The 16,298-nt window shown below is 63.8% G+C and carries 18 protein-coding genes, 1 pseudogene and 1 other annotated feature; of the genes and pseudogenes, 11 read left to right on the forward strand and 8 right to left on the reverse strand.

Annotation, left to right across the window (positions count from 1 at the left end):
• Window positions 1–2: 2 nt before the first annotated feature.
• From K940_RS0112810 to K940_RS32285, 5 genes are all read right to left on the reverse strand, one after another.
• On the reverse strand, window positions 3–1,379 hold the full coding sequence (locus K940_RS0112810) for a PqqD family peptide modification chaperone (RefSeq protein ID WP_028477884.1): 1,377 nt from the start codon (window positions 1,377–1,379) through the stop codon (window positions 3–5).
• A gap of 32 nt (window positions 1,380–1,411) precedes the next feature.
• Complete coding sequence (locus K940_RS0112815) at window positions 1,412–2,416, reverse strand: glutathione S-transferase family protein (RefSeq protein WP_028477885.1); 1,005 nt, start codon at window positions 2,414–2,416, stop codon at window positions 1,412–1,414.
• 74 nt (window positions 2,417–2,490) lie between these two features.
• Complete coding sequence (locus K940_RS33925; RefSeq protein ID WP_255342591.1) at window positions 2,491–2,613, reverse strand: hypothetical protein; 123 nt, start codon at window positions 2,611–2,613, stop codon at window positions 2,491–2,493.
• 350 nt (window positions 2,614–2,963) lie between these two features.
• Complete coding sequence (locus K940_RS28080) at window positions 2,964–3,545, reverse strand: GNAT family N-acetyltransferase (RefSeq protein ID WP_036528458.1); 582 nt, start codon at window positions 3,543–3,545, stop codon at window positions 2,964–2,966.
• A 10-nt stretch (window positions 3,546–3,555) separates the two neighbouring features.
• On the reverse strand, window positions 3,556–4,284 hold the full coding sequence (locus K940_RS32285) for a hypothetical protein (protein ID WP_155980836.1): 729 nt from the start codon (window positions 4,282–4,284) through the stop codon (window positions 3,556–3,558).
• 87 nt (window positions 4,285–4,371) lie between these two features.
• On the opposite strand from K940_RS32285, the gene K940_RS32290 reads away from it, so the two are divergent.
• The 9 genes and pseudogenes from K940_RS32290 to K940_RS0112880 all read left to right on the forward strand — a co-directional run bounded on the left by K940_RS32290 (window position 4,372) and on the right by K940_RS0112880 (window position 12,706).
• Window positions 4,372–4,563 carry a hypothetical protein gene (locus tag K940_RS32290; RefSeq protein WP_155980837.1) on the forward strand — a complete coding sequence of 64 codons (192 nt, stop codon included), beginning with the start codon at window positions 4,372–4,374 and terminating at the stop codon, window positions 4,561–4,563.
• Window positions 4,564–5,271: 708 nt separating this feature from the next.
• Window positions 5,272–5,607, forward strand: a complete 336-nt coding sequence (locus K940_RS0112835; protein WP_028477887.1) for a hypothetical protein — start codon at window positions 5,272–5,274, stop codon at window positions 5,605–5,607.
• A 15-nt stretch (window positions 5,608–5,622) separates the two neighbouring features.
• A pseudogene (locus tag K940_RS28090) lies at window positions 5,623–6,764 on the forward strand (IS3 family transposase); the annotation flags it as partial.
• Window positions 5,808–5,939, forward strand: a sequence feature (AL1L pseudoknot). (Overlaps the previous pseudogene by 132 nt.)
• A gap of 263 nt (window positions 6,765–7,027) precedes the next feature.
• The gene (locus K940_RS30755) at window positions 7,028–8,449 is read left to right on the forward strand and encodes a hypothetical protein (protein ID WP_051407146.1); all 1,422 of its coding nucleotides are present in this window, start codon (window positions 7,028–7,030) and stop codon (window positions 8,447–8,449) included.
• Between the two features lie 804 nt (window positions 8,450–9,253).
• Entirely contained in the window at window positions 9,254–9,931 is a 678-nt protein-coding gene (locus tag K940_RS0112860) for a transglycosylase SLT domain-containing protein (protein WP_028477888.1), read from the forward strand.
• A 503-nt stretch (window positions 9,932–10,434) separates the two neighbouring features.
• Complete coding sequence (locus tag K940_RS28105; RefSeq protein WP_028477889.1) at window positions 10,435–10,656, forward strand: hypothetical protein; 222 nt, start codon at window positions 10,435–10,437, stop codon at window positions 10,654–10,656.
• Complete coding sequence (locus K940_RS0112870) at window positions 10,653–11,798, forward strand: LLM class flavin-dependent oxidoreductase (RefSeq protein ID WP_369797504.1); 1,146 nt, start codon at window positions 10,653–10,655, stop codon at window positions 11,796–11,798. The genes K940_RS28105 and K940_RS0112870 overlap by 4 nt, the downstream gene beginning before the upstream one ends.
• 85 nt (window positions 11,799–11,883) lie before the next feature.
• Window positions 11,884–12,198, forward strand: coding sequence for a hypothetical protein (locus K940_RS0112875; RefSeq protein ID WP_028477891.1), 315 nt, complete (start codon window positions 11,884–11,886; stop codon window positions 12,196–12,198).
• Window positions 12,199–12,379: 181 nt separating this feature from the next.
• Entirely contained in the window at window positions 12,380–12,706 is a 327-nt protein-coding gene (locus K940_RS0112880) for an excalibur calcium-binding domain-containing protein (RefSeq protein WP_028477892.1), read from the forward strand.
• 77 nt (window positions 12,707–12,783) lie between these two features.
• Here K940_RS0112880 and K940_RS0112885 read toward each other — a convergent pair whose 3' ends face one another.
• Window positions 12,784–13,005 (reverse strand): DUF3618 domain-containing protein, encoded by a 222-nt coding sequence (locus K940_RS0112885; RefSeq protein WP_028477893.1) that lies wholly within the window; start codon window positions 13,003–13,005, stop codon window positions 12,784–12,786.
• Window positions 13,006–13,169: 164 nt separating this feature from the next.
• On the opposite strand from K940_RS0112885, the gene bcp reads away from it, so the two are divergent.
• The gene (gene bcp / locus K940_RS0112890) at window positions 13,170–13,643 is read left to right on the forward strand and encodes a thioredoxin-dependent thiol peroxidase (RefSeq protein WP_028477894.1); all 474 of its coding nucleotides are present in this window, start codon (window positions 13,170–13,172) and stop codon (window positions 13,641–13,643) included.
• A gap of 23 nt (window positions 13,644–13,666) precedes the next feature.
• Here bcp and K940_RS0112895 read toward each other — a convergent pair whose 3' ends face one another.
• Window positions 13,667–14,905, reverse strand: a complete 1,239-nt coding sequence (locus tag K940_RS0112895) for a hypothetical protein (protein WP_028477895.1) — start codon at window positions 14,903–14,905, stop codon at window positions 13,667–13,669.
• Window positions 14,906–15,202: 297 nt separating this feature from the next.
• Between K940_RS0112895 and K940_RS0112905 the strand changes: the two genes are divergently transcribed.
• Window positions 15,203–15,823 carry a TetR/AcrR family transcriptional regulator gene (locus K940_RS0112905; protein WP_231390361.1) on the forward strand — a complete coding sequence of 207 codons (621 nt, stop codon included), beginning with the start codon at window positions 15,203–15,205 and terminating at the stop codon, window positions 15,821–15,823.
• A gap of 23 nt (window positions 15,824–15,846) precedes the next feature.
• On the opposite strand, the gene K940_RS0112910 is transcribed toward K940_RS0112905, so the two are convergent.
• A complete protein-coding gene (locus K940_RS0112910; protein WP_028477897.1) occupies window positions 15,847–16,284 on the reverse strand; it encodes a holo-ACP synthase in 438 nt (145 codons plus the stop codon).
• Window positions 16,285–16,298 lie beyond the last annotated feature (14 nt).

Here is a 16,298-nt window from a genome sequence, read left to right on the forward strand (position 1 = left end):
TCCTATCGTGGTCCGACAGAGGGAATTCCGAGCGACGTGGCCACTGGGGAGGTGAAGAACGCAGGCAGGTGACAACCGCCTCGGCAAGCGTCGGCGACCGCGCACCCGGCACAACTGGGCCGGGTCGTGACCGCGGCATGCACCACGTCGGTAAGCGCAGGCCACGCCTGCGTGATCGGCTGCTCGCGCAACGACCCGAAGTAGGTATTGGAGTGCGGGCAATTACGCAGTCGCCCGTCATAGCTGACGCTGCCCCACACCATCCCGGACTCGCAGTGACCTGCCAGCTGTGACAGCCGCAACCCCAACGTCGGGTCATCCGACCGTATCGGGGAGTCGGTATCGGAGGTGCACAGCTTCTGCGCGCACGGCCAAGCCACCGTCATACCTGGACATTCGGTGCGCAGCACCTCGTCGATGCGCTCGACCAGCGGCATCGTGACCGAAACAGGGATCCCGTAGCGGTCGTCGTGACGGCCGGTCGGCACATAACGCATCACCCCGAACTCACGCACCCCGAGGGAATACACATCGCGCACAACATCGAGCACACCATTGAGGTTTCCCTTCACTAGAGTCATTTCGGCGACCACGTTGATTCCTGCATCCTGCAGCGACCGCATCGCCGCGATGGCCTTGTCGTAGGCGCGAGGGTGGCCGGTGAGCCGGTTATGAGTGTCACGATCACCATGGATCGACACCAGCACGCACCGCACATTCGCCGCGGCCAGCCGGGCGGCGCGCTCGGCGGTGATGAAATGACCATTGGTGAAAACGACCTGATACATCCCGGCGCGGCCACCGTGCTCGAAGATCTCCATCGCGTCCGGATGCAGCAGTGTCTCGCCACCGCTGTAACGCATCACGAAACACCCGCGCTCGGCGCACTCGTCGATGATGCTCATCGCGAGCTCTGTCGGAATGTGTTTCTCCGGCAACACCTTCACCGCACGCCGCACTTCGGTGTCGGTCATGTCCGGGCCGATCTTCCACACGTTGTAGCAGAACCCGCATGCCCAGTTGCAGACTGCGGTGAGCTCGATCTCCAGCCGCAACGGGAAGTCGAGTTTCGTGTCGAACCTCTTGTCGATATCCAGCAACGGCACCCTGCCCTCGATCGGGGCAGAAGCAGGGGTCGTGAGCGTGTCGACCAAGGCGGTCGCGTCGGCGGCGACCCGAGCTGGATCGACGTGATAGCGGGCCACGATCTGCTCGATCACAGCGGCATCGTCGGCGCCGGAGAACATCAGCTCGACCATCTCCGCCGCGACCGTGTTACGAAGCCGATGGAATACACCGGACTTCGGGTCGAACAACAGCCCCAGGTCGCGGCGGTAACGGAGCTGCCGTATCAAGCTCTGAGAGAAACATGCGGTCATCGGGAGATCCCCTCGTTTTCGTGGCGGGGTGTTCAGGCAGGAGCGAGGTGGGCGAATAGCGCAGCGAGGTCTGCGCCGACCCGCTCAATCGGCACCCGGTAGGCATCGGCCAGCGCCTGCGTGATGTCGTCGAGGCTCATCCCCTGGTAGGCCAGCTGTACTGCCTGCTCGGCAGTGGCATTACACAAGCGCTCACAACGGTCGGCCTGCCAGTTGTGCAGCAGCCGTGCCCCGCGATGGAAGCGGTAATGCCGCACAACCCATTCCGGCGACCCCGGCTGCGCCTCGTTGATCGCCCGGTAGACGGCGCGCGCTCGATCCAAGTGCGCAGCCACCGACGACCGTGCCAGCAGCAGCGCGCTGTAACGGGCCACCACCGGGTTCTCGATTCCGATGCGCCAGCCGTGGATCTGCTGGAAATAGGTCGAGAGCATCACATCGGCCAAGCTGAACGGCCCCACCACGAACGGTCCGCCGAACCGATCCAGCAGGGCGGCGACCGAATCGCACAGCCAGCGAGCTTGGATGATCGCCTTCACATCTGGCTCACCGTGGTTCGGACGCAGAGACTTCGCGTAAGAAGCTCCGTGGGCCAGAGAGGCCAGGTCGTGGGAGGCCCACCCACAGATCGACCGCACCAGAGCCTGCTCCCGTGCTGTCGATCCCATCAACCGGACACCCGACTGCGGAGCGATCTCGTCAAGGTATTCGGCGATCGACAGCACATCGGTCACGACAACCTCAGTGTCGGTGTCAACCAAGGTCGGTACCCGCGGCAGTATCTGCGCAATCGAACCGGCCACCATCCCTTCCCGGTCCAATGCCGCCAAGTCGACCGGGTCGCATTCGCATCCGAAATACGCCTCCCGCTCCTCGATAGCATCACCGACGACGAGCACCCCGTCAGCATTCTCGGTGGTCGGCCAGTCCAGCTCGACCACCCGTTCGGTCACGGGCACACATTTCTCGGCGACCGCGACGCACCCGCGCATCGACCAGCCGGAGAAATGGTGATCCCCGATGTACAGCACCAGCATGTGGATGTCCTCCCGGTCCGGGCCTGAAGGGGAAAACCGGTCGGCCACCGAACGGTGGCCGACCGGTTACGCCGTCAGTGACACTGACGGCTGATCATCTCCTTGGTCTCGATCTCGGGGGGCTCGTACTCCTCCACGATGGCCTCGGCCTGCTCCTGCATGGACTTCCTCCTTCCCTGATCCGATTTCCTAGGCACCAACGATCCCGCTATCTCCGGACCGGGTGAATACCGTTTCGAGTGCGGATCGAGTGCCGGTTGTGTGCGGGTCCGCTCATCTGTTCGCACTCGAAATATCCACGTACACAACGTGAATAATGTGACGATCAAGACGATGTCGATAGCAACACTCAGCTGCGAACCGCCCGGCAGGCGATCATCTCGCCCGTTTGAGTGGTAGGGCACCTGCAGCACATTCTCTGCCACGACAGCCAGAAATTGGCACTACTTACGCACGCAGCACCCGTCAGCCTTCGGCACTGTTGCCGGTGTCAATTGACCGCAAAGCAGGTGGAGGCGGCGATACCCCAGCCAGGGGCGTGGTGGCCTCAGCTGTCGGATGAGATCGCAAGTGGGAGGTCGACGATAAGCACGTCGAAGCGGGGGGCGCCGTCCCAGGTGGGCTGGAGTGTGCCGACACGACGCGCTCCCCAGTGCCGGTAGATCGCATATGCCTCGTTGGTGGGATTCACCAGCCAGGTGACCCGCTGCTCGGGGCACTCCGCGAGAAGGCGTTGGTAGAGCGCGCTGGCGATGCCGCGGCCGGTGAGTGTTTTAGCGACCATGAGTTCGCTGAGCGCGAATGTCCTGTTTCCATCCTCGGCGACGAACTCCGCGAGGGCGGGCTGTCCTGGGTCGAGGACAAGGCCGGTCCACCACGCTGTGTCGGCGGCAAGTGGCCAGCCGAATGCCTGACCGGCCGGTTCGTTGTCGATGGTGGCCAGGATCAACGAGAAGCCCGGTATGGCCGAGTAGATCTCGAACCGATCCATGAACGCTTCTGTGGACTCGAATGGACTACCGGTGGCGATGGCATCGACGTAACTGCGGGCCTGCACGTCTGCGATCGTGCTGCGGATCGCGCGGGCCTGTTCACCGGAAAACGACTGGAGAGAAACGCTTTCTGCCATCGGACCTCCATCAGGCTTGAACCGAGAGTTGATCGTATCGTTCCCGGAAGCCGGAATGATACGGCTTGCTTGCCGCGATACGAACCGGCTCCAACACACGCAGCGTTCGGCTGGAGGACACACCGTCAGCGAGACTGGCGATGACATCGGTGGCTTCGGTAATTGCGTCGGTGATGTTGCCGACGTGGGCGAGGGAGCGGGCGAACCAAGCCCGGTAGTTGGCGGCGTTGCGTTGTCCGGCGCGTTCGGCAGCTACTCGCTCGAACAACTCGGTGGATTTGGAAGCATCGCCGAGGTGCGCGTTGCCGCAAGCCTCGTGGTAGCGAACTTCGTTGTGGCACATAAATTGCAGCCAATCAGGGCATTGGCTGAGAGGTTCACGATCGCAGGCGAGGTCCATCTCCCGCCATGCGGTCGCGATCGAGCGGTCGAATGCTGACCGATCGCCGAGCAAGGAATGGGCAAGCGCTTGCCGGGAGGCGATCAAGGCATGGATTCTCCCCGAGGTCCTGGGACGAGCGAGATCAGCGGCTCTCAGCGTGGATTGCAGAGCAGAGCGGGGGTTGGCTTTCCCGCGTCCGGCCTGTGTGATGGTCTGCAGAGCCTTGTTCAGGCAGGTGTGGGCGGCCAATTCATCATCGCCGATCTCTGCGGCCATCGCCAACGCGTCGCGATAACAGGCGGTGGCGGCATCCTGCTTATCGGAGTCGTAGTACAACCAGCCGGCCATCACCGCCATATTGCCCACCGCCGAAACGAAAGCCGGTTCTGCGGCACTGGCGATGTCGTGGGTCCGCATCATCTCCTCGGCGTTCCTGAAGTCGGCATGAGCCGCTCTCGCCAGCGTGCCTACACCGACCCGCTGTTCAGCGTGGACATAGTGGTCCACACGTTCGGCGAGACGTTCGGCGTCAGTCATGCTGATGCGGGCCGGAAAGTGCGTGATGGCGGTAAGGCCAGCCGCAGCCCCACCGATGAGCAATTGTCGCCGTTCCATATCGTCGTCGTCCTCGTCTAGTCTCGGTTCCCGGGCGACGTGGTGTGTATCGGAGATGATAGGCCCAGCGATCGACGAAACACCGGCGGACCCGCCCGGGGGAAAGAACCCCAGGGCGGCGTCTGTCTCCGCTCCCAGTGCAGCTCGCAATGCGCTGCGGTAGTCGGCGTTGGGCCAGCGCATCGTGCCACGTTCCAACCGGCCTACATAGTTGCCGGACATATCCATCGAGATGCCTCGGGCATGAGCCCACGCATTGGCAGCCTCTGCGAGCTCATCGCGAGACATGACATGACCGGTCACGGGCGAGGCGATCGCCTGCCGGGCGGCTCGCAACCGATGGTTGGTTCCGGGTTCAGACATCACCTTGATAGTCGCATGATCCACGGTGCGGGCGTGTCTATTTCGAGTGCCGTTCGTGAGCGGACCCGCACACGAATGGCACTCGATCCGCACTCGAAACGGTATTCACCCGACCCGAAGATAGCGGGATCGTTGGCACCGTGGACGCCCGTTCGTGGCTGGGACGTGGTGTGCCATCCCCGGATCCTTTCTGGGTCCGAGCCTGGGCGGGTGTACACGTCTGCACAGCAATATCACTAAGGAAGGGGCAGATATGCCCGACAGGACACCACAGGTGGACTCCCCGCACCCGAACCTGATCGGGCTGCCGAGCGCGCAGGGCTGGACCGATCAGTTCGCCGCACGCATGCCTGCCGAGCACGGACCGTGTCGCTCGGTGACAGTTTCACTCGTGCTGTACGGCGGCTGTCGAACCGGCTCATCCCCCGACCACCGCACGACATCGATACTCGGCCTCCGGTCTGGTTTTTCCTGTATGCCGCAGCCATGGTCGATGGGCACAACCAACGCACCGATTGCAGCGACACCCAACGAGAAGAGATCGACAGGCAGATCGAGGGGCTCGCCCGCAGGATCGACACCAAGGCCACCGAGATCCTCGGCATCGTTGCCGTTTCGCCGGTCGGTGTGGGTGATCTGGTGTCACGGATGGCGGCGTGCTGGGTAGTCCACGCGCGCCCCCATATACCGAGGCCGCCCTGATCCACCTGCTTGCCGGCGCGCGCCGGCATGGGAACGTTGCTGGATATCAATCCGGCGACCCTGCGGAACTGGGTCACCCGCGCCGAGCAGAACGAGACCGGCCTTGCGGCCGAGGCGGAATCGGAGTCCGAGGAGTTGAAGGCTCTGCAGCGTGAGGTAGTCGAATTACGCAGGGCGAATGAGATTTTGCGGACAGCGAGCGCGTTTTTCGCGGCGGCGGAGGTCGACCGCCGACTGCGGTGATCGTCGACTACATCGACGAACACAACGACAAGTTCGGAGACGACCCGATCTGCCGTGTGCTGACCGAGCACGGCCTGCAGATCGCCCCGTCCACCTACTGCGCCGCCAATCAGCGCGGCATCAGCGACGCCACCTGGGCAGATGCCCATAACGCGAACGCGTTGTTCGATCTGTGGCGCAGCAACCGATGCCTGTACGGGGTGCGCAAACTCTGGCACACCGCCCGCCGGGCCGGCCACGATATCGGCCGCGATCAAGTAGCGCGGCTGATGCGGTTGACCGGGATCGACGGAATCGTGTGTGGGCGACGTACCACGAAGACCACCGAACCCGGTCCCGCGACGGCGCCGCGGCATCCGGACCTGATCGGGCGGGCATGGTCGTCCGGATCAGTGGTGGGTCGCCGATTTCACCTACTGTTGGACTCTGGCCGGGTTCTGCTACACCGCGTTCTGTGTGGACGTGTATTCGCGGCGGATCCTGGGCTGGCGGGTGATGTCGGTGAAGACGACACCGTTGGTGACCTCGGTGCTCGAACAAGCGCTGTTCACCCGACGTAGAACCGATTTCCGTTTCACTGCAACGGGATTGATACATCATTCCGATGCGGGGTCGCAGTATTACGTCACTGGCCTTCACCGAGGCATTGCGGGATTCGGGTATCGCTGGATCCATAGGCAGGGTTGGGGATGCGCTCGATAATGCGCTCATGGAAATCGGCGATCGGGCTCTACAAAACCGAGCTGATCGACCGGAATCCGGTCCACTCCGGTCGAGCTGAGTTGGAGCGGGAAACCGCGTCCTGGGTGCACTGGTACAGCACCGCGCGCCTACATTCCGCGATCGGATATCGGCCACCGGTCGAATACGAACACCTCTACCATCAACAGACCATCGCGGCCGAGGTGGCCTGAACTCGAGTCTCCACCGGGTCCAGGACGGTTCACTAGCAGGTGTTTCGACGTCTCGGTGACCCGATCACACTCCAGATAGTTGCCGACGCAATTACTGCGGTCACTACTCGCACAAACGTCGCATCGCCATCACACCGATCCATTCGCCGATCGGTTCCGCTTCGACTGCTATGTTGGCCAGCAAATTGCCTATAACCGCGCGACGGCGCACGCCTCGGTACACCCGCATCGCGCCGCCAACGGGATATGCGAGGAGTCGCGCCATGTACTACGAACTGACCGAGGAAGCGCTCACCGTCGGCGCACGCACCCTACGTCGCATCCGCGCGACCGAGGACCTACCGTGCCACGACGTCCACGCCGGTGAAATCGGCGGCTGGATCGAGCACGAGGGCAATCTGAGCGAGCACGCGTGGGTGTCCGGAAATGCCGTGGTTACCGGTGACGCGCAGGTATGCGATGGGGCCCAGGTGTTCGGGAATGCTCGAATATCCGGAAATGCTCGCATTGGCGGCAATGCTCAGGTTTCGGAAAATGCGCAGATATACGGACACGCCGAGGTGTCGGCAGAAGCACGGGTTTTCGGTGACGCAAAAGTATTCGGGAATGCGAAGCTTGCCGGGAACGCGTGGGTCTCCAGGGGCGCCCAAGTGTGCGAAGAAGCACTGGTCTCCGACGGTGCGAGGATTAGTGGAAATGCGCAGGTACACGGGCATGCTCGAGTAGCGGGCGACGCGAAGGTGTACGGCGACGCGCAAGTATGCGGCGACGCGCAGGTATACGGCGATGCGCAAGTGTCGGGCGACGCGTGGGTTTTCGGTGATGCCCGGGTATCCGGATACACCGCGCTGACCGGCGATGCGCACCCGAACGGAAGCGCGCCCGCAGACGAGAAAACGGTGACAGGGCATTTCGAAATCACCGACCAGACGCGCACGGTGGCCGGGCATGTCGTGCGCCGCATCCGCGCGACCAGAGATCTACCGGGCCACGGTGTCCGAGCCGGTGAAATCGGCGGCTGGATCGAGCACCACGGCAACCTCGCTGGGCATGCGTGGGTATCGGACGATGCCACTGTTTTCGATGCCGCGAAGGTGTCCGGGAACGCCCGGGCCGCTGGAAACGCCCGGGTGTCCGGGAACGCGTGGGTGTGTGAGGGGGCCAAGGTATTCGAGGATGCACAGATCACCGGCAATGCTCGCATGTCCGGGAACGCTCGGGCATCCGGGAACTGTCTGGTATCCGGAGACGCGCTCATATCGGGGGATGCGCAGATATACGGGGACGCGACGGTGTCCGAACACGCGTGGGTGGCAGAGAGCGTCTGTGTATTCGATGCCGCACAGGTACTGGGGGACGCGCAAATATACGGGAACGCACAGGTATCCGGGCACGCGCACCTATCCGACAACGCGGAAGTCGGTGATTACGCCCTGACGTCCGGCAATGCCCGGGTGTCCGGCGACGCACAGGTATTCGGCGATGCACAGGTGTACGGGGACGCGCAGGTGTACGGGCACACACAGGTGTACGAGGCCGCGAACGTATACGGGGCGGCGAACGTGCATGGGGATGCACGGGTGTCAGGGAATGCCAGGGTATCCGGCGACGCACAGGTATTCGGCGATGCACAGGTGTCCGGGAGCGCTCGGGTAGCCGCAGGTCGCGTCACCGACTGGGGATGAGCGAGCACGGACCGTGACCCGGTGAGCTGGCACCGGGCTGCCATACCGGAACCCCACAATCCCATCCATCGACGTCTCCATCCCCGCATCCCGGGTGTCACATTTGCGCTACCAGAACCAGCGCACATCAAAATGAAGCATCATCGTTTCACCAGGGCGGCGGCCCGAGGCGAAGGCGGTCCGATGCACAAGACCTGCGCTTTCCTCAGAGCACGCAAAGTCCTAATTGAGACGCTATTACCCGTCGGAACGCGATGCATGCCAGCAAAACCACAGAAAATTTTTGTGACCTGCGACACACATATACAGCCAGCAAACTCCCTGCACAGAGCGGGTTTCAGAGCGCTCGCTTCAGGCAATCCAAGATCATCCCAACCGGGCATTCACTACTTGTTCACCATGCTGTAACCAAGTGTGACCATTCTGCAATCAGGTCAATGAAATGACCTGCAATTCGGTCGATACGAAGAGTCACAGACGACAGTTCGATAACGATCGGCCGGATGGAGGCTAGCTAGGCGGTCGACGGAGCGGCATCTAGCAACGGATGCGCAATCTCCATTCTTCCGCCTGTCTCTCCGCACCGATGCGGAATCCTGCGCGACGCCGCGGCCGAGGCCATCGAGGGCGATCCGGCACTACGCGAGAGGCGCCGTCGCGATCCGGGGACACGGGCGTCCCCCGACAACAGACCACATAACAGCACATGGCCGATTTCGACGGACGCGACCAGCGTACGCCGCCGGATCCGTGCTGCTCGATGCGGCCGGACCGCACAGTCCCCGATCAAGGAATCAACTCGCAATGGCTGACCGACGCCTTCCCTCCCTTCGCCGCCCCTCCGTTCGCGAAACCATCGCCATCGCTTTCGCCGCTGCCGGTGTGGTGGCCGTCGCCGCATCCTCCGCGGTGTCCATGACCGACAACAGCGCGCCGTCTCGCGTTGCCATGGTGGCCGAGCAACTGCCCGCCGCCGAGACCTCCGCGCCCGTGGCCGATCCTGTGGCCGAAGCAGCCCCCATGCCGATCCCAGTTCCCGCCCCGGTTCTGCCGCCCATCCCGGCCCCGGCCCTGCCGCCCATCCCGGCCCCGGCCCTGCCGCCCATCCCGGCCCTGCCACCTGTACCGGCCCCGATGCCTGCCCCTGCCCCTCCGGTCTATGCCGACAACCTGGATGGCTGGATCCGTCAGGCTCTCGACGTCATGCAGGCGAGAAGCATTCCGGGCAGCTACGACGGTCTACACCGCAACATCATGCGCGAGTCGAGCGGCAATCCGAGGGCCATCAACCTGTGGGATTCCAACGCCGCTGCGGGGACACCGTCCAAGGGACTGCTGCAGGTGATCGACCCGACCTTCCAGGCCTACCATGTCGAGGGCACTTCCTGGGACATCTATGATCCGGTCGCCAATATCGCCGCCGCTTGCAACTACGCCGCGGCCCGCTACGGGTCGATGGACAACGTCAACGGCGCATACTGAGGTTTCAGGTTCCCTGCACCCGCAGGCTTCGAATACGCACTCGTGTGTCGGTCCCCGCAGCCCGTCTGCGGGGACCGACACATTTCGCGTGCACCTCATCGTGGCGAGCGCGACGTCGCGGTCACCGAATGGTTGACGGACATCGCCTCGACGCGCTTGCCGCGGCATGGATCGAGCCGATACCAGCCGCCCGTAGGGAATTGTGTGTCTTCTCACGTCGCGAACTCCTATGTCCAGTGCCGAATTGGCACGAGCACGGCGTTGGCGCGACCACGACGAAGGAACATGCCGTCGTGCGCTGCGGGTGCAGACATCCGGGATCGGAAACCACCGACCGCTCGGGAATCGGTCGCTGGTGAACGCGCACTCACTGGCGAATTCGCGTCTCTGCCGCGAACGATGATCGGCGAAAGGTGCGCTTCGCCGTAGCCACGGGAACGAGCACAGCTCGTGACATCATAGTCGTTGCACGGCTGAGGTATTCGGCACAACGAGGATTCGCTTTGACAGCCTTCGTTGCGCTGATCGATGGTGAGGACGCCGCATCGTGCGGCAGTTCGGTCGACTCCAGCGGAGGCAACTTGCGCGAACACATGACACGAAATCTGTCCGAAACTCCAGCAGCGGTGCTCACCGAACTCCGTATCGACACACCAGAGCGGGCTGGTCGGACAACTCCCTCGACGACGCGGCGAATCCGACGTTCGACGAAGGCGGTGGTGTGAGCCGCATGCGCACCGGAATCGCCGATCCTGGCCTCTACGCGCGGGGCCTACCCGATTTGGTCCAACGCAATACTCGTACCCTCGCCCTGATGGGTGGCGCCGATTCGGTGTGGGTTCCCGATCATTTGATGGGTATTCTCCCGGCGTCGATCTGGTCACCGCGCCACATCGGCGCGACGCGATTCACACCCAGCATCGACGGCTACCTCGAGACCTGGACCACCCTGGGATACCTCGCGGCACAGAATCGTCTGGCGCGACTTCGCCTGGGTGTGGGTGTCACCGACACCGGGCGCCGGAATCCGGCGGTCACCGCGCAAGCCGCCGCGACGCTGCACCTTCTCAGTAGAGGTCGCGGAATCCTCGGTATGGGACCCGGTGAACGCGAGAACAACGAGCCCTATGGTGTGCAATGGGATCGGCCGGTGGCGCGTTTCGAAGAGGCGATGGCCACGATCCGTGCACTCTGGTCGTCCGGCGGCACGCCGATCAGCCGGGACTCGGAGTTCTTTCCACTGCGTAAGGCCGTGTTCGACGTGCCGCCCTATCGCGGAACTCGCCCGCCCATCTGGATCGGCGCACACGGACCACGCATGCTGCGTGCCGCCGGTCGATACGCGGACGCGTGGTATCCGGCCTTCGCACTACGACCTGCGGAGTACGCCCGACGCCTCGACCAGGTCCGCACTGCAGCCTCCGACGCCGGGCGCGACCCACAGCGGATTCTGCCTGCCGCAAGTCTTTTCGTCTTCACCGGCGTCACCCGAGACAGTGTCGACGAAGCGATCACCGCGCTGCCCGCCAAGGCGTTCGCGCTGTGCGCACCGGCCGAAATGTGGAAGCAGCATGGGGCGGAACACCCCTTGGGTCCCGACTTCTCGGGTATCCAGGACCTGATGCCTCAAATACTGGACGAAGCGACCGTGCAATCGTACGCGCAGAAGGTCCCCCCCACCCTGCTTCGTGAAGTTTGTCTGGTGGGCACGCCATCGGAAGTCGTCGAGCAGGTCGCGGCGTGGCGTGACCGCGGTCTGCGCTACGCCGTGCTCACCAATATGAGCCACCTCCAGCCCGATATGACCAAAGGAATGCTGGCTACTGTCCCCTTCGCTCGAATCCTTCGAGGCCTGCGTCGGTTGTGATCCGACCACGCTCCACCGATCATTGACGCAGCGAAGACACCGGCCGATCGAGTGAGACCCCTGGACCCGACCACACGGAATCACCATGACCGACTATGCACACAGCGGCGCAGCGCCGCAGCGTCGCGCGCAGAAGGCCAGACAGCTGGCGAGCTACATATGGCACCGAGCCATCACCGGAACCGAAGTTCTCGCCATGCCGGCGCCGGTACGACGCAAACTGGCGCGGGCCGCCCAGGTCAATCCGCCCAGCACCGAGGAGACATGGACAGCGGTGGCAACATTGCTGGAAGAAAAAGACCGCTGGGCGGCACGGCATCCGGAGCACCCGGCAGCGTGCCGCACGCACGCCGACGAAAAGCTCCTGTGGGTCAAGCCGCCGATCGCGCCGTGGTCGTGAATCGCGGTGTCTTCGATCACGTCACGACGACCACTCCGGTTGCCTGGTAGTTGTTGAATACCGAGTGTCCGATAGCTCGGTGCATTCGGGCGGTTGACAAGACCGTCAGTCGTCACAACAGTTGAGTCGGCGTCCGCTCGGGCGTCCATCCCTAGCAAATACATAACACACAGAGGACTACATGAACGTTCGCCGGCTCACCGTCAGCGCGGCCGCCGCGGGTCTGGCCATACTGGTCGCACCCGCTCTGGCGGCCCCTCCGTCCGGTTCTGCAACCGGCTCATCGCTCATCGACACCGGTTCGGCGGGAACCGGCTCATCGGCCATCGACAACGCACTGGGCTGGACCGGCTCGGCCAGCTTGGTGCAATCCGGCTCGGCTGGGGGAGCCTTCGCCAATTGCGACGAGGTCTATGCCGCCGGACGGGCGCCGCTGTTCGCCGGAGAACCCGGCTACGGCCCGCATCTGGACCCCGACGGGGACGGCTTGGCCTGCCCGACGGTCTGAGCCCATCACGAATACAGCGACACCCGGCGGGCATTGTCCGCCGGGTGTCGCTGTATTGGATCGTATCGATAGTCGGATCAGCGGAAGATCTTGAGCAATATCAGCCCGCCGACGAGCGCAGCGGCGCCGATCAGACTGTATTTCAGCTTCGGTTCGTTCAGCTTCGCCACCACGATGTGCTTGGTTTCGTCCGCGATCCGTTGCGGATCCGCGCGCACCGCGAGTTCGTCGAGCGTGCTCGCCAGCCGAGCACGGGCGGCCTCGATCTCTCGCTCGATCCGCTCGGTATCCTTTGTCACGTTCCACCCTCCTGTTGTCGATGATCGCGCCTCGTGCGCGAAACGCGCCACGTACGCTGGGCCGGTGGCGCCCATAGCTCGCCGACGAGTCTATCCGGCGCCGAATGCCGGCATGGGGCCACACAACAGCCATCCGATCCGCGGGTTGGACTACCGTGCTGGTGGTGACCACCAACCAACGACTCACGCCCGGTGACCTCGCCCCCGATTTCACGCTGCCCGACGCCGACGGCGCCGCCGTCTCGCTCGGGGACTACCGCGGGCGCAAAGTGATCGTGTACTTCTACCCCGCGGCGAGCACCCCCGGTTGCACCAAGCAAGCCTGCGATTTCCGCGACAACCTGGCCGAACTGAACGATGCGGGCATCGACGTGCTGGGTATCTCGCCGGACAAGCCGGGCAAACTCGCAAAATTCCGTGACGCCGAACAATTGACTTTCCCGCTGCTGTCGGACCCCGACCGGGCCGTACTCACTGCGTGGGGTGCCTATGGCGAGAAAACCATGTACGGCAAGACCGTCGTCGGCGTCATCCGCTCCACGTTCCTCGTCGACGAGGAGGGTCGAATCGCAACTGCGCAATACAACGTGCGCGCCACTGGCCACGTCGCCAAGCTACGCCGCGATCTCTCGGTGTAGGGCGATGATTGTGTGTCGGTTGCTCAGCTCGGCAACAGCTGCTGAGCGGTCCAATGCGCCATCAAACGAAGATGCTCGTCCCACCAGTCTGCGGCTTCTGGAGTGAACCAGGCAGGCGGCGGGGCTTCGCCGGGAAAGAGCAACGCACCGTTGGGGGCGCCGAGCTTGGGATTGGAGGGAATCCCGGCTCCTGGCACCAGTGGCGTCCGTATCTGCTCTCCAGGTTGGGCGGCCACCGCGTTCGCCGGTTCGGTGGCCACCAGTGGAACCGAACCACTCCAGGCAGAAGCGCCCGAGCGTTGCAATCCGATCGCTGTGGAGACCGCGATCGGTCCAGGCGCTTCGGCAAGCGATACATCGGCACGGGCCGGCGCGGACTCGGTCTCGGTCGGCCCCTCCACAGGAGGCTGCGGGTCGACCCCATGGGCCTCGGCGGCGATCACCGCGGGCGGCGGATTCGAAGGGCCTTTCACCATGAGGCCTCCGCCCACGACCACTCCGCTCGCCAATACCCCGGCTGCCGCGAACAATGCGACGCCACCGCGCGCCCGCTGTGGCTGGTCTTCCGGTTCGACGCAGGTCTGCAGCTCCACGTGAACACTCGACGCCGCGCCCGCCGCTGATGCGAAAGCGGCCAATGTGCACGGCACAACCGGTACTCCGAAACCCTCGAGCGCGGCCAATACCGCCCGGTCCGCGCCCGCAGAGCCGATCACGGCCACCGCGTCCGGCCGAGTCGCGGCTGCGTCGAGCTGGTCCCAGGCCGCCGCGACAGCGGCATCGAGCGAGTGCGGTGTCCCCGGGCCGGCCTGCCCGACCGCAGCCAGCACGCGGCAGCGGCCACGGTCGACCAGAGTGAATGCTCGATATCCAGCTACCGCCTCACAGATCAGCAGGTTGTCGTAGACGTCGAGCCAGGTCATCATCCCCGACACGCTCAAGTGTGCCGACTTCGCCGAGACCATCGACGCCGTGTGCCACCGGCCAGCTGCCAACCGGGTGACAACAGCGCGCCGCTGGGCGGCATCACGGTAGGCGACCGCCGCCCCACCGATTTCCCACTCCGAATCCAATCCGGCGGCCAGCGCATCCAACGCGGACTCCACCGCTGCCGCCACTTCCGCGTCGGATTCACCGTCGATCCGTTCCACCCGACGCGACAGCACCCGTTCGGCCAGCTTCTCGCCGTCGCGCAGCGCTACCGCACGCGCCACCCCGCGTTCGGTGGAAACGCCCAGAGTCACCACAGATTCAGCTGCCACTGATCACGCCTTCCGTCCGCGCATCGACTGGGCTCACGAGCTTGTCGAAAGCTGCGAGTTCCCATGGATTCCCCTGCTCGAAACGCACGCCGCGATGCACGTGCGCTCGGTATGTGTTCGATGCCACAGCGGATGTGGATGGGTGAGCATTCAACCGGACTGGACTCGAAGGGCAGATGCGTGTATCGCAGTGAGATCCGCGCCGGTTAGCCTGGACATGTGGAAGTACGCGCGAAGGCCAGGTTGAAACACCGTCTGGACCCCGCGTTGGAGCTGCAGGACGACCCACAGGAACTCATGCCCCGGCGCAGGCCGACGCAGGAGCGCAGCAAACGCAAATTCGACGCGTTGCTGCAAGCATCGAGAGAACTGCTCGTCGAGGTCGGATTCGAGTCCTTCACCTGTGAAGAGGTCGCGGCCAGAGCCGAGGTGCCGATCGGCACGTTGTATCAATTCTTCGCCAACAAATACGTGATCGTCTGCGAGCTGAATCGCCAAGACCTGGTGGCCGTTTCCCAAGAGCTGGCCGACTTCCACGGCGAGGTACCGTCATTGGACTGGCTACGGCATATGAACCAGTTCGTCGACCACTTGGCCGGCTTGTGGACCACCGATCCCTCTCGGCGCGAGGTATGGCTTGCCATGCAATCCACGCCCTCTACCAGGGCCACCGGCGCTATCCACGAGAAGCAGTTCGCCGAAGTCGTTTCACAGATGCTGCGCCCACTCACTCCGCGCACTCCCCGACCGAAACGCACCATGATGGCCGAAGTACTGGTACACGTGGTCTATTCGATGTTGAATTTCTCGGTCCAAAACGAGCAGAGCAATGCAGAAGCGGTCGCCGAACTGAAGCGACTGATGGTCGCCTACCTACTCGTCGCCGAAAAGGAGTCGCGCTCCGGCGGAGAACCATAGCCCATGGTCCCCCGCCGCGCCGCTCAACCGATTCTGTGCCGACCCTCGATGAGGTCCGCCAACTCGCCCGGGTCCTCGAGCACGACCATCGCGGCCGCGGTATCGCCGTCGTGGGTCAGCGAGAGGTGAACTCGTGCCCGCGGTAGAAAATCGGCGGCAAGGCCGTGCAGCTTGATACTCGGCCTGCCCCACGCGTCGTTGACCACTTCGATCAGCGGGTACGGGTTGTCCCCGATCTGCGGGCGGCGGGCGAACCGTGACGATGCCCAGGCTTTGATCACCGCCTCTTTCGCCGCCCACCTCGCCGCGTAACTGCGCGCCGGGTCGGTTCCCTTGCTTCGACAGTAACGTCGCTCACCGGCGGTGAAACTCTCCCGAAGCATCGTCGTTCCCGTACGTTCGAGCTGTTCGGCGAACTCGGAGATGGTCACCAAGTCCAGGCCGATACCGAGGATCGTCATAGCCGGGCAGCCTA

This window comes from Nocardia sp. CNY236 (genome assembly GCF_000482385.1).
Taxonomy (GTDB): domain Bacteria; phylum Actinomycetota; class Actinomycetes; order Mycobacteriales; family Mycobacteriaceae; genus Nocardia.

Excerpts from the sequence above, each read along its gene's own strand:
- K940_RS0112810 (WP_028477884.1), bottom strand. The coding sequence starts at position 1,379 with ATGACCGCATGTTTCTCTCAGAGCTTGATACGGCAGCTCCGTTACCGC.
- K940_RS0112910 (WP_028477897.1), bottom strand. The coding sequence starts at position 16,284 with ATGACGATCCTCGGTATCGGCCTGGACTTGGTGACCATCTCCGAGTTC.
- K940_RS28080 (WP_036528458.1), bottom strand. The coding sequence starts at position 3,545 with ATGGCAGAAAGCGTTTCTCTCCAGTCGTTTTCCGGTGAACAGGCCCGC.
- K940_RS0112875 (WP_028477891.1), top strand. The coding sequence starts at position 11,884 with ATGACCGACTATGCACACAGCGGCGCAGCGCCGCAGCGTCGCGCGCAG.
- K940_RS32285 (WP_155980836.1), bottom strand. The coding sequence starts at position 4,284 with ATGGCGGTGATGGCCGGCTGGTTGTACTACGACTCCGATAAGCAGGAT.
- K940_RS0112860 (WP_028477888.1), top strand. The coding sequence starts at position 9,254 with ATGGCTGACCGACGCCTTCCCTCCCTTCGCCGCCCCTCCGTTCGCGAA.
- K940_RS0112815 (WP_028477885.1), bottom strand. The coding sequence starts at position 2,416 with ATGCTGGTGCTGTACATCGGGGATCACCATTTCTCCGGCTGGTCGATG.
- K940_RS32290 (WP_155980837.1), top strand. The coding sequence starts at position 4,372 with ATGAGCCGCTCTCGCCAGCGTGCCTACACCGACCCGCTGTTCAGCGTG.
- K940_RS30755 (WP_051407146.1), top strand. The coding sequence starts at position 7,028 with ATGTACTACGAACTGACCGAGGAAGCGCTCACCGTCGGCGCACGCACC.
- K940_RS0112905 (WP_231390361.1), top strand. The coding sequence starts at position 15,203 with ATGCCCCGGCGCAGGCCGACGCAGGAGCGCAGCAAACGCAAATTCGAC.
- K940_RS0112880 (WP_028477892.1), top strand. The coding sequence starts at position 12,380 with ATGAACGTTCGCCGGCTCACCGTCAGCGCGGCCGCCGCGGGTCTGGCC.